The sequence below is a fragment of the Niastella caeni genome (genome assembly GCF_004834005.1).
In the GTDB taxonomy this organism is placed as follows: domain Bacteria; phylum Bacteroidota; class Bacteroidia; order Chitinophagales; family Chitinophagaceae; genus Niastella; species Niastella caeni.
In genome coordinates this window covers 1,082,658-1,094,635 of the sequence record NZ_STFF01000001.1, presented here as the reverse complement: position 1 = coordinate 1,094,635, position 11,978 = coordinate 1,082,658, and the positions used below count along the sequence as shown (strand labels likewise).

Here is an 11,978-nt window from a genome sequence, read left to right as displayed (position 1 = left end):
AGCTTTATTCTACCAAATTGCTATTGAGAAAAACGTTGAAAGCGGTCTTGATCCTTAAAGACAATTCAAAAAAATGAAACGAAACATCTTGAAACTAACTGTAGGTCTGTTCCTGTTGGTGGTGGGTGGAATGTCAGTAAAAGCCCAAACCGATTCTATTAATGTTGTAACAACTGCTGTTCCCTTTTTACGGATCTCTCCAGATGCCCGTGCCGGTGGTATGGGTGATTTAGGCGTGGCTACTTCGCCAGATGCCAATTCTCCGTTCTGGAACCTGGCAAAAGTGCCCTTTGCACAAAAGAACTTCAGCATAGGGTTAACGTATACGCCCTGGTTAAAAGACCTCGGTTTGAACGATGTATACCTGTTGGCATTAAGCGGATATTATAAACTGGATGAAGAAGCTGCCCTGGCAGCGTCTGTACGCTATTTTAGCCTGGGTAATATTCAATTTACCGATGGAAGCGGTAATGATTTCGGTTCAGGTCGTCCCCGCGAATTTGGCGTAGACGTAGGTTACACCCGTAAGTTATCTGATAAAATTGGTCTTGGTGTTGCGTTGCGTTATATCCATTCAAACCTGGCTGGTAACCTGGCCCAAACCGGTACTACCTACAAACCAGGTAATGCAGTAGCCGGTGATCTTTCGTTCTTCTATTCTGGTTTGAACGAAGCCGGTCAGGGCTGGAACTTCGGCGCCACTTTAACCAACCTGGGTATGAAGATCGGTTATACCAATGACGCTACTCAGAAAGATTATATTCCTGCCAACTTAAGCATCGGTACTACTTATACAAAAGCATTCGATGATGCCAATAAAATATCTTTCGGTTTAGACCTGCATAAACTGCTGGTGCCTACGCCTCCCAAATGGACAGGTAATTCCAGTGTGGATTCAGGACTGGTGGCCGATTACAGAAACAAATCTGTAGTAAGCAGCTGGTTCAGTTCATTCGGCGATGCGCCCAATGGATTTAAAGAAGAGATGAAAGAGTTTCAGGTATCAGTGGGTGCCGAGTATGCCTATAATGATCAGTTCTTTTTCCGCGCGGGTTATTTTTATGAAGATAAAACCAAAGGCAACCGTAAATATTTTACTGTTGGTTTAGGTGTTAAATACAATGTGTTTGGTTTGAATTTCTCTTACCTTGTTCCGTCAGGATCAGGTGTTAACCGCAACCCATTGTCTAATACATTGCGCTTCGGCCTGATCTTCGATTTAGATGATCTGGGAGCAGCAGCGGAATAATTTGAAAATATGCTAATTTGAAAATTTGAAAATGGGAATAACTCCATTGCGTGAAAGCTGAATAGATGGGTATTCAATGAGAGCATTGCCAAATTGAATATATTTGAAGCGTTCTGAGATTCTCAGAACGCTTTTTTTATTAGTCAGCGGGCTTTGGCGCTTTAGCGCCTGGTGCGCTGACAGTATTCATTTTCAAATTTGCACATTTTCAAATTTTCAAATTAATGCGTATCGGTTTCGGTATCGATTTTCATCAGTTGGTAGAAGGCAGGGACCTCTGGATCGGGGGTGTTAAAATTCCCCATCATAAAGGCGCGTTGGGCCACAGCGATGCCGATGTGTTGTTACACGCCATTTGCGACGCCTTGTTAGGCGCCCTGGCCCTGGGCGATATAGGAATGCATTTTCCCAATACAGATGCGGCTTACAAAGACATCGACAGCAAAATACTGTTACAAAAAAGTTATGAATTAATAAAAGCCCGGAATTACCGGGTGATCAATGTAGATTCTTCTATATGTTTGGAGGCGCCCAAGATCAAGAGGTATTCCGATCAAATGCGTAGCGTGATTGCCGGTATTCTGGAAATTACTGAACAGGATGTTTCGGTAAAGGCCACTACCACTGAAACCATGGGTTTCGTGGGCAGAGAGGAAGGATTGGTGGCTTATGCAACGGTATTGCTGGAAAGAATTTGAAAATTTGAGAATTTGAAGATTTGAAAATTGATTGGCGGCCGAATTACAAAATGTGCGCTTACATTTTGGAGAACCTGAACAATATGCCCACCATTTTCAAATTTTCAAATTACCTAATTATCACATTATTTTGCGTCATGTCAAAAGTAAAAGTCAGGATCATTAACCAGTCAAATAATCCGTTGCCCGAATATGCTACGGATGAAGCAGCCGGTATGGATATACGCGCTTTCCTTGAGGCGCCCATCGTTTTAAAACCCCTGGAACGGTTTTTAGTACCAACCGGTTTGTTCATTGAGCTGCCCAAAGGGTACGAAGCCCAGATACGTCCCCGCAGCGGCCTGGCTATCAAACAGGGACTTACCTGCCTGAACAGTCCAGGCACAATAGATGCCGATTACAGAGGCGAGGTAAAGATCATTCTGATAAACTTATCGCAGGAACCCCAAACCATTCACCCCGGCGATCGAATTGCCCAAATGGTGGTACACGACGTAGAACGTGTAAAATGGAAACCCGTTAAATCAATTTCGGTAACCAGGCGCCACGATGGTGGTTTTGGCCATACCGGTAAATCGTAATGCATGAAGTATATTGCTGGTATATGTTTACTTGCTTTGGTAATGGCTGCAGCCACCAGTTGCAGGTCAACGAAAACTATTCAAACGGCCATTGCCAAAAAAGATACAGCCCATGTAGTACCGGTGGTAGATCATCGCGCCGACTCCATGTTGTATATTAAAAAAGTTTGGGATACCATTCGTAAGAACAACATAGATTTTCAAACCTTCTCTGCAAAAATTAAAGTAGATTTTGAAGGTGGGGATGGAAAGAAAAATGATTTCAACGCCTTCGTTCGAATAAAGAAAGACAGCGTTTTATGGATCAATATCAATGCAGCCCTGGGCTTCGACGCCTTCAGGGTACTGGTAACGCCCGACAGTGTGAAGGTCATCAACAAGCTCAATAAAACCGTTCAGTTGCGGTCGGTAGAATCGCTGCAGGAAGTGACCCGGATGCCAATGACCTTTGCTGACCTGCAAAACCTGCTCATTGGCAATCCTATTTTTCTCGATAGCAATATCAACTCGTATAAAAAAGACGAAAGGACCATTTCCCTTATCAGCCTGGGCATTCTGTTCAAACACCTGTTAACCGTTAATAAAGATGATTACACCTTGCAATATAGCAAGCTCGATGATGTGGATGTTATCAGGGCGCGTACCGCTTACCTTACCTATGGCGAGTACCAGTATAAAAATGGCATTCGATTTTCCACCTATCGTAAAATTACGGTATCTGAAAAGTCGAAGCTCGATATTGAGATGCAGTTCAAGCAGTTTGATTTTAACGCTGATTTAAGCTTTCCTTTTACAATTCCGAAAAATTATAGGCGCCAATAAGCGTTATAAGATAAAAGCCGTTCAATCCTATTGATAACCACGATTGAGAACCCATGCCTGAACCTATTAACACTTAAAAATCTTTCAGTATGCTGAAAATGATGTTTACCTGTTTGCTGGCCACGGCTGTTTCGGTTGCCCTTTTTGCGCAACAACAACCAGGCAGTAGTGAAGACCTTAAAAAGAAACAGGCTGAAATTCAGCGTGAAATAGATGAGCTGAAAAGTACACTGAGGGATACCAAGAAGAATACCAAAGCCGGTTTGTTACAGTTGGCGATGGTGCAAAAAAAGCTACGCTTACGGCAGCAGGCCATCGGCAATATCAATCAGCAAATAAACGTTATCGAGGGTAGCATCGGTAAGTCGAAAAATGAGATTGAGCGCCTGAAAAGCGAGCTCGATACGTTAAAGCAGCAGTATGCAAAAAGCGTTGTGTATGCGTATAAAAATCGCAGCAACTACGACTTTTTGAACTTTATATTTTCGGCAGCCAGTTTTAACGATGCGTTGCGGAGGGTGCAATATTTACGCGCTTACCGGCTGTATCGCGAAGAGCAGGCTTCTACCATAAAAAACACCCAGGTGTTGTTGCACGATAAGATTGCGGGGCTTGAAAATACGCGTAAAGAAAAAGACGCCGTACTGCAGAAGCAGGAAAAACAAAAGGTAGAACTGGAAGATGAGAAAAAGGAGAAGAACGAGATCCTGGGCAAGTTGAAGGCGCGAGAAAAGGAAATTTCCAAAGAGCTTACGTCGAAGCAAAAGGCCGATCAGAAATTAAAGGTAGCCATCAGGACCGCAATTGACCGGGAGATAAAGATTGCCCGTGAAAAAGCAATAGCCGAAGCAAAAGCCAGGGAAGCAGCAGAGGCGGCAGAAAATGCCAGGAAAGCTGCTGCCGCAGAAGCAGCCAGAAAAGCAGCGGCAGAAAAGGAAAAAGCCAACGCTGCTACTGCACCTGCTACCACCCCGGCCACTACGCCTGCTGTAGTAAAGGTTGAACCCAAAAAAGAAGCACCCAAAAACCCGGCTGAAAGCCCGTTGACAGCAACGCCGGAAGCATTCAGGATAAGTGGAAGTTTTGAAAGTAATAAAGGCCGGTTGCCCTGGCCAGTTGAAAAAGCCAATGTGAAGATCCATTTTGGAACGTATGCCATTGAAGGCACAAGGTTGCGTGGTAATAACCCCGGTATTACCCTGGCAACAGAACAGGGTGCAGTGGTAAGGGCCGTGTTTGAAGGCGAAGTATCGCGCATCTTCGATATCGATGGCAACTGGAGTGTGTTGGTTCGTCATGGAAAATACTTTACCGTATACAGTAACCTATCATCCGTAAGCGTATCAAAAGATCAGAAAATATCGGGTGGAACAGTGTTAGGCCGTGCTGCCGCCAATGACGACGGCAACGGGGAGATTGAATTCCTGCTGATGCAGGAAAACAGGAACCTGGATCCTGAAAGCTGGATACGCAGAAGGTAAACCAATTGGCAATATGCAATAAACAATTGGCAAATAGATCCTCAGCGAAGTTGCAACGCTGCTAAACTAAATACATTTAATAATCAATTGGCAATTGCCGCGTTTAAAGCTTGCCCATTGCTTATTGATTTTAAATCTGCCCCTATGCAAAAATGGATGGCCACTTTTGTAGCCCTGATCATCACAGTAACCTTGTTTGCCCGGCAACCGGGCAGCAGTGAAGAATTAAAGCAGAAGCAATCGGAAATTCAGCGTGAAATAGATGAGCTGAAGAATACGCTCAAAGATTCAAAAAAGCGCACCAGCGCGGGGGTTATGCAATTGGAAATGGTGAAGCGAAAGCTCAGGTTGCGCGAACGGGCCATCAATAATATCAACCGGCAGATGAACATCCTGGAAGGGAATATCGGTAAATCGAAAAGTGAGATTGACAGCCTGAAAGACCGGCTCGATACCATGAAAGCACAATACGCCCGCAACATCGTATACGCCTATAAACTCCGCAGCAATTACGAATACCTGAATTTTATTTTTTCTGCTTCCTCTTTTAATGATGCATTACGCAGGATCCAATATTTCCGCACCTACCATCAATACTGCGAAGAGCAGGCAATTGCCATAAAGAATACGCAAGGGGTATTGGAAGGAAAGATCACCGGCCTGGAGCTGACGCGCAAGGAAAAAGATGCCATTATACAAAAGCAGGAAAAGCAAAAGCAGGAACTGGAGGAAGAGAAAAAAGAGAAGAATGCGGTAGTGAGAACGCTAAAGAGCCGGGAGAAGGAAATAACCAAAGAATTGACCGCGAAAAAGAAGGCCGACATGAAATTAAGGCTGGCGATACAAAGCGCTATCGGCGATGTATTTAACAGGGCTGAGAAAACTTCAAACAATAATTCCACTTCTAAAAATGAACATAATAAAAGTGTGTTAGAGACCACACCCGAAGGATTGCGGATCAGCGGGAGTTTCGAAAATAATAAAGGGCGGTTACCCTGGCCTGTTGAAAAAGCACAGATCAAAATTCATTTTGGGTCTTATCGCATACCGGGGATAGTAGATATTGTTGGTAATAACCCGGGGTTAACCATAGAAACAGAACCGGGAGGAACTGTAAAAGCCATTTTTGAAGGCGATGTAACAAGCGTGTTCAGCGTTGAAGGGAATTGGTCTGTAATAGTAAGGCATGGAAAATACTTCACGGTATATAGCAACCTGGCGTCGGTAAGTGTATCAAAAAATCAAAAGATAACCGGGGGCCAGGTGCTGGGGACCGCAGCAACCAATGCCGATGGTAACGGGGAAATTGAATTTATTCTGATGAAAGAAAGGAATAACGTAGACCCTGAGAAATGGATCAGGAAGCGATAGTTTCAAAAGAAACCGTGCCGCGGTTCCAAACCGTGACACGGTTAACGAATTTATACCCTGCTATTGATATTTTGTAAAAAGCGATTGTACAGCGCTTCATACCGCGGTACAATGGTATCTATATCGTACAAGCGGGCATGAGCAGCCGCTTTAGTTTTAAAACGTTCTAATTTTTTCTCATCCGATAACAACTCAATAGCCCGCTTGCTCATGGTATCAACATCACCTACATCGGCCAGGTAACCTGTTTCTCCTTCTACATTTATTTCGGGCAAACCACCGGCATTACTTGAAATAACCGGCACCCCGGCTGCCATGGCTTCCAATGCCGCCAATCCAAAGCTTTCATAATCGGAAGGCAGAATAAACAGATCGCTGATCGCCAGCACTTCTTCAATCTGCTCCTGCCGGCCTACAAAACGGGTTTCATCATATACCCCCAACTCACGGGCCAGGCTTTCCGCCGCTGGGCGTTCTGGTCCGTCGCCAACGAACAACAATTTGCTGGGCACTTTTTTATTGATCTCGGCAAACACTTTTACTACGTCGTTCACTCTTTTCAATTTCCTGAAGTTGGAAGCATGCAAAATCACTTTTTCATTGTGCGGTGCAATTACCCGGCGAAACGCATCGATGGGTTTTTTACGAAAGCGTTTTACATCTACAAAGTTCTGGATAACCTTGATCTCTTTTTCGATCTTGAAATTGCGATAGGTTTCTGCCGCCAGGTTTTGAGATACCGCGGTAATGGCATCGCTTTCATTGATAGAAAAAGTAACCACCGGTGCAAAGGTTTTATCCTTGCCCACAAGGGTAATATCGGTACCATGCAGGGTAGTTATAACGGGAATGATCTTTCCTTGTTTTTCCAGGATCTTTTTGGCCATATACGCAGCCGATGCGTGCGGAATGGCATAATGTACATGCAAAAGGTCGATATTATTATTTACTATAACATCTACCATGGTACTGGATAAAGCCGTTTCGTAAGGCGGATAATCGAACAACGGATAGGTGGGCACCCGCACCTCATGATAAAAAATGTTGGCATTAAACTCGCTCAACCTCACCGGTTGCTGGTACGTAATAAAATGTACCTGGTGTCCTTTATCAGCCAGAGCCTTTCCCAATTCCGTTGCTAAAACGCCGCTTCCGCCAAACGTAGGATAGCATACAATTCCAATGCGCATATAGCGATCTATATTAAGGGTGTGAAGGTAATTTAAAACAGCCAATAATGCCCAAGGGATCATTTTGACTATTTTAGCGTAAAATAACGCACATGAGATTTAAATTGTTTACGGCATTGTTAATTGTTTCCGCGACAGGCTATGCTCAAAATGAAGATTCGCTAAAAATACGGGCTATTGCCAATGATATCCTGCTGCACGGCAAGGCCTACGATAATTTACATATCCTTACCAAACAGGTGGGTGCCAGGCTCACCGGCTCGCCACAAACCTATAAGGCAGAAGCCTGGGGCCAGAAAGCCCTGCAACAGGCCGGCGCCGACCGGGTAATATCGCAATCGTGCCTGGTGCCGCATTGGATCCGCGGCGGTAAAGACGAGGCGTCGATCGTTTTACCAGGTAAAAAAAATCAACCGCTCGATATTCTGGCGCTGGGTAATTCGGTAGGCACCGGTCCCAAAGGCATTCAGGCGCCTGTTGTATTGGTCAATTCTTTTGATGAGCTGGAACAGAAAAAAGCAACGCTGAAAGGAAAGATCGTTTTCTATAATTATAAATTTAACGATACGTATATAAAAACTTTTGATGCCTACCGCGATGCGGTAGGGTATCGCGGACAAGGGCCCAGCCAGGCTGCCAAATACGGCGCTGCGGCCGTATTGATCCGTTCTATGAGCCATGCGGCAGATAACAATCCGCACACCGGTTCTACCCGTTACAACGATTCTTTCCCCCAAATACCCGCAGCCGCCATGGGTTTGCAGGATGCTGACCGGCTGGCTGCCTTATTGGAAAAAGAACCCGCTACTGTATTCCTGAAAACAAACGGCAAAATGTTGCCCGATACAGTTGCGCATAATATTATAGGTGAAATTACCGGTAGTGAATTTCCCGATGAGATCATTACCGTGGGCGGTCACCTCGATTCGTGGGACCCGGCCGAAGGTGCGCATGACGATGGCAGTGGCTGCGTACAATCGATTGAAGTGATTCGCGCCTTGAAAGCCATCGGGTATAAACCAAAGCGTACGATCCGTGTGGTGTTATTTGCCAATGAAGAAAATGGCTTACGCGGTGGCAGCAAATATGCCGAGGAAGCACGTACAAAAAAAGAGAAACACATTTTTGCCCTGGAAAGTGATGCCGGTGGATTTACGCCGCGTGGTTTTGGGGTAACCATGAGTCAGGAGCAACTGAATAAATTACGCAGTTGGTTGCCTTTGCTGTCTCCATATGGTATCTGTGATATTAGTCACGGCGGTGGCGGATCTGATATTGGTCCATTGTACCGCGAACTGGGAACACCGTTGGCCGGCTTGCAACCCGATTCGCAACGGTATTTTGATATACATCATGCCCGCAGCGATGTGTTTGAATCGGTTAACAAAAGGGAGCTGGAACTGGGCGCTGTTTCTATGGTTGCATTGATATATCTTGTGGATAAATACGGGCTATAAAAGCGCTAAATGCCGAACGCTTAAGGCCTAACGCAAGCCCGAACTATGGGTCATCTGAGCATAATCAGGAAGTACCCATTGTGGAGAAATGCCTTAAGCCTTTAGCGTTAAGCGTTCAGCATATTCAAATTATGAGAAAGATATTTTTTATAGTAGCAGCACTACTGCTAACCGGAGCTGGAATAATCATCTACTGGAAATATTTTTATGTATTCGGACAGGGCGTTAAATCGGGTCATTTGAATTATGTTGTGTTAAAGGGCGACCTGTTCAAAACCTATGAAGGAAAGCTGATCCAGGAAGGCTTCCGGCCAAGAACAGCCGGTACTATGGGGTCGTATGAATTTGAATTTTCGGTAGTGAATAAATCGATAGCCGAGAAGTTGATGGCCAACAGCGGTAAATGGTTCGATCTGCAATACAAGGAATATCACAATGTGGTTCCCTGGCGCGGTAATACGGCTTACATTGTTGATAGCATTATTTCAATGCGAGACGATAGGTAAGGCAGGTTTGTGGTTTATGGTTTGTGGTTTGTGGTTATTCCCGCATTTCGGAGTCTCCGGATCTTATCGGAATCTGCGAATTAAAGAACTATAAACAAAAAACGGTTAAGTCGCGTGCAAGCAGAAAATAGTAGGTCTTTTATGCAGATCAGGCAATTTGCTCTTCCACTGCCCCAGTGTTTTGGTTTGAATAAATTCTGTATTAGCGGTGATATCGGCCGCAACGCACAATTTGGTAGTGGGCTTGCCGGTCTTTATGAGTGTTTCAAGCAGTTGATTATTCCGGTAAGGCGTTTCAATAAATATCTGCGTACAGTTCTTTTTAGCTGATTCTGCTTCCAACTCTTTAATGGTCTTGCTGCGTTGAGCGGTATCGATAGGTAAATAACCTACGAACTGAAATTGTTGTCCATTCATACCACTGGCCATTAAGGCAAGCAAAATACTACTGGGTCCCACCAACGGTTTTATGGTAGCGCCGGCTGCATGCGCGGCTTCTGTCAACACCTGGCCGGGATCGGCTACGCCCGGACAACCGGCTTCGCTGATAATGCCAATGTTTTTGTTTTCCTTTAAATGCGAATTGAAAGCCGTGAGGGTTGCAACGTTGTTGGTTTTATCAATCAATACCCACGTGTAGTTGTCTATTACAATTTCTTTCCAAATGCTTTTTAAGTAACGGCGGGCGGTGCGTTCATTCTCTACAAAAAATACCTGGCATTGTTTAACAGCTTCCTGCACGTAAGCTGGAATGGTTTCGGTTGCATTTTCTGCAACAACGGAAGGAATGAGATATATTATACTATTTGATGGCAATGAAACTGTTTGTTGTTCAAAAATCTGTTACATGTTTCAGGTTACAAGTTACAGGGAGGCTTTGAGTTTGAGGTTGCTGATTGGTTATAGGCTTCCAATTTAAAGGCCCTGAAACCTGCAACATGTAACCTGTGACCGGAAATTAAAGAACTAATGAATGCAATACTTACTCTACCCCTACCTTATCATCCCGATGATATAAACTAATGGTAGCAGCCACAACCGCATACGCAGGCGCCAATACCCAACCTACAAAGGGCACCAGGTGCATTAAGTAAAACATCATGCCGTTGCCAATGGCCAGTCCTTTGTGTTTGCCAATAAATCGAATACTTTCAGAAGGCGACAGGCGGTGGCGTTCGCAACTGTAATCGAGCATGGAGAATCCATAATAATAGCATTCCACCAGCAACGTGGTTACCGGAACTACCCAGCCTACAACGGGAATAAAAGAAAGAATGAGTAAAGAAATGGTATAAACCGATTGCCATAAGGTGTTACGCAATGCCAGTTTTATACCCCGCATGATATCTGCCATCAGTTGTTTAAAGCTAAAGGGGAAATCCTTGCCTTCCATGATGGATTCGGTTTTTTCGCTCAGGTAGGCGAAAATTGGCGAACCAATAATGAGGAAAAGATATTTGAACAGGGAGAAATAAAACAGCATCATGATCAGGCGCACCATTATTTCACCCATCAGGAACAGGAAACTCAGGATCTGGCTGCGTTGCTGATGTAACCAGCGGTCGATACCCAGCCAGTGATTGAAGGAAGAAACGACCTGGCTAGAGGAGGTCCAGAAAAAATACATGCCCGCTATAAACAACAGGGTATAAATGATCCCCGGCACTATGATCCATTTCCAAAGGCGGTGCTCCCGAATAAAGCGATGTGCCCTGGCGTATGACTGAATGGCTGTAACGATTTCTTTCAGCAATGTTTATAAATTTGAATTTTCCGTATTCTATTGTTGGGCGGGGTCAAACTTAGTAAATATTTCAATTAGGGCATTGAATGAATCTGTATTCACAGAATTTTGAGTATAATACATGGTTAATTCCTGCATAAAAATGGTCGTTAAAGCGGGTGCCGGATAAATATTGCAAATATTATTGTCGATGAAAAAATTAGATACCGGTTTCTATAATCGTGCCGATGTGGTGAAGATAGCGAAAGAATTGATCGGCAAAGTACTGGTTACTCAATTTGGGGAAGTTATAACGTCGGGCCGTATTGTAGAAACGGAAGCTTATGCAGGCGCCATCGACAGGGCTTCCCATGCTTTTGGCGGCAGAAGGACCAACAGGACCGAAGTTATGTACCAGCCCGGTGGTACCGCCTATGTTTACCTGTGCTATGGCATTCATCATTTGTTTAATGTAGTCACCAATCAAAAAGATATTCCTCATGCCATTTTAATACGGGCTGTTGATCCTATACAGGGCATTAATGCCATGCTGGAGCGAACCGGCAAGAAAAAGGCCGACTATACTTTAACCAAAGGACCAGGGAATGTGTCAAAAGCGTTAGGCATTCATACCGGCCATACCGGTTACAATTTGCTGCAGGAGGAAATATATATTGCCAATGATGATTTTACACCTGGTAAAAAAGATATTATAGCCACCCCGCGTATTGGCGTAGATTATGCAGGCGAAGACGCGAAATTACCCTACCGTTTTATTTTGAAGGACAATCCATATGTGAGTGGAAAAAAAGCAAATCATTCAATGTCTTTATAACGCCGCTATTGATGAGTTTATAGTTTAGTTTATAGTTTATGGTTTATAGTTTATGGTTCTTAATT

At 44.3% G+C, this 11,978-nt stretch carries 12 protein-coding genes; 9 read left to right on the top strand and 3 right to left on the bottom strand.

The window, feature by feature from the left end:
- Positions 1 to 73 precede the first annotated feature (73 nt).
- The 6 genes from porV to FAM09_RS04180 all read left to right on the top strand — a co-directional run bounded on the left by porV (position 74) and on the right by FAM09_RS04180 (position 6,202).
- Positions 74 to 1,249, top strand: a complete 1,176-nt coding sequence (porV, locus tag FAM09_RS04205; RefSeq protein ID WP_136575809.1) for a type IX secretion system outer membrane channel protein PorV — start codon at positions 74 to 76, stop codon at positions 1,247 to 1,249.
- Positions 1,250 to 1,473: 224 nt separating this feature from the next.
- Entirely contained in the window at positions 1,474 to 1,947 is a 474-nt protein-coding gene (ispF, locus tag FAM09_RS04200) for a 2-C-methyl-D-erythritol 2,4-cyclodiphosphate synthase (RefSeq protein ID WP_136575808.1), read from the top strand.
- A gap of 137 nt (positions 1,948 to 2,084) precedes the next feature.
- Positions 2,085 to 2,528, top strand: a complete 444-nt coding sequence (gene dut / locus FAM09_RS04195) for a dUTP diphosphatase (protein WP_136575807.1) — start codon at positions 2,085 to 2,087, stop codon at positions 2,526 to 2,528.
- A 3-nt stretch (positions 2,529 to 2,531) separates the two neighbouring features.
- Positions 2,532 to 3,350, top strand: a complete 819-nt coding sequence (locus tag FAM09_RS04190; protein WP_136575806.1) for a DUF4292 domain-containing protein — start codon at positions 2,532 to 2,534, stop codon at positions 3,348 to 3,350.
- An 89-nt stretch (positions 3,351 to 3,439) separates the two neighbouring features.
- Positions 3,440 to 4,831 (top strand): murein hydrolase activator EnvC family protein, encoded by a 1,392-nt coding sequence (locus FAM09_RS04185; RefSeq protein ID WP_136575805.1) that lies wholly within the window; start codon positions 3,440 to 3,442, stop codon positions 4,829 to 4,831.
- Between the two features lie 144 nt (positions 4,832 to 4,975).
- Positions 4,976 to 6,202 (top strand): murein hydrolase activator EnvC family protein, encoded by a 1,227-nt coding sequence (locus FAM09_RS04180; RefSeq protein ID WP_136575804.1) that lies wholly within the window; start codon positions 4,976 to 4,978, stop codon positions 6,200 to 6,202.
- Positions 6,203 to 6,252: 50 nt separating this feature from the next.
- Here FAM09_RS04180 and bshA read toward each other — a convergent pair whose 3' ends face one another.
- Positions 6,253 to 7,455 (bottom strand): N-acetyl-alpha-D-glucosaminyl L-malate synthase BshA, encoded by a 1,203-nt coding sequence (bshA, locus tag FAM09_RS04175; protein WP_243751588.1) that lies wholly within the window; start codon positions 7,453 to 7,455, stop codon positions 6,253 to 6,255.
- Between the two features lie 29 nt (positions 7,456 to 7,484).
- On the opposite strand from bshA, the gene FAM09_RS04170 reads away from it, so the two are divergent.
- Together FAM09_RS04170 and FAM09_RS04165 are read left to right on the top strand one after the other, a co-directional pair.
- Positions 7,485 to 8,849 (top strand): M20/M25/M40 family metallo-hydrolase, encoded by a 1,365-nt coding sequence (locus FAM09_RS04170; RefSeq protein WP_136575803.1) that lies wholly within the window; start codon positions 7,485 to 7,487, stop codon positions 8,847 to 8,849.
- 131 nt (positions 8,850 to 8,980) lie between these two features.
- A complete protein-coding gene (locus FAM09_RS04165; protein WP_136575802.1) occupies positions 8,981 to 9,355 on the top strand; it encodes a hypothetical protein in 375 nt (124 codons plus the stop codon).
- A gap of 105 nt (positions 9,356 to 9,460) precedes the next feature.
- On the opposite strand, the gene FAM09_RS04160 is transcribed toward FAM09_RS04165, so the two are convergent.
- Together FAM09_RS04160 and FAM09_RS04155 are read right to left on the bottom strand one after the other, a co-directional pair.
- Positions 9,461 to 10,171, bottom strand: a complete 711-nt coding sequence (locus tag FAM09_RS04160; protein WP_136575801.1) for an SAM-dependent methyltransferase — start codon at positions 10,169 to 10,171, stop codon at positions 9,461 to 9,463.
- A 166-nt stretch (positions 10,172 to 10,337) separates the two neighbouring features.
- Positions 10,338 to 11,108, bottom strand: a complete 771-nt coding sequence (locus FAM09_RS04155) for an EI24 domain-containing protein (RefSeq protein ID WP_136575800.1) — start codon at positions 11,106 to 11,108, stop codon at positions 10,338 to 10,340.
- Between the two features lie 181 nt (positions 11,109 to 11,289).
- On the opposite strand from FAM09_RS04155, the gene FAM09_RS04150 reads away from it, so the two are divergent.
- Positions 11,290 to 11,913: a DNA-3-methyladenine glycosylase gene (locus tag FAM09_RS04150; protein ID WP_136575799.1), complete on the top strand. Its 624-nt coding sequence runs from the start codon at positions 11,290 to 11,292 to the stop codon at positions 11,911 to 11,913.
- Positions 11,914 to 11,978: the final 65 nt, after the last annotated feature.

What these genes read in the sequence shown, in the direction of transcription:
- porV (WP_136575809.1), top strand. Translation starts at nt 74, where the DNA reads ATGAAACGAAACATCTTGAAACTAACTGTAGGTCTGTTCCTGTTGGTG.
- FAM09_RS04165 (WP_136575802.1), top strand. Translation starts at nt 8,981, where the DNA reads ATGAGAAAGATATTTTTTATAGTAGCAGCACTACTGCTAACCGGAGCT.
- FAM09_RS04150 (WP_136575799.1), top strand. Translation starts at nt 11,290, where the DNA reads ATGAAAAAATTAGATACCGGTTTCTATAATCGTGCCGATGTGGTGAAG.
- ispF (WP_136575808.1), top strand. Translation starts at nt 1,474, where the DNA reads ATGCGTATCGGTTTCGGTATCGATTTTCATCAGTTGGTAGAAGGCAGG.
- bshA (WP_243751588.1), bottom strand. Translation starts at nt 7,455, where the DNA reads ATGATCCCTTGGGCATTATTGGCTGTTTTAAATTACCTTCACACCCTT.
- FAM09_RS04180 (WP_136575804.1), top strand. Translation starts at nt 4,976, where the DNA reads ATGCAAAAATGGATGGCCACTTTTGTAGCCCTGATCATCACAGTAACC.
- FAM09_RS04190 (WP_136575806.1), top strand. Translation starts at nt 2,532, where the DNA reads ATGAAGTATATTGCTGGTATATGTTTACTTGCTTTGGTAATGGCTGCA.
- dut (WP_136575807.1), top strand. Translation starts at nt 2,085, where the DNA reads ATGTCAAAAGTAAAAGTCAGGATCATTAACCAGTCAAATAATCCGTTG.
- FAM09_RS04185 (WP_136575805.1), top strand. Translation starts at nt 3,440, where the DNA reads ATGCTGAAAATGATGTTTACCTGTTTGCTGGCCACGGCTGTTTCGGTT.
- FAM09_RS04170 (WP_136575803.1), top strand. Translation starts at nt 7,485, where the DNA reads ATGAGATTTAAATTGTTTACGGCATTGTTAATTGTTTCCGCGACAGGC.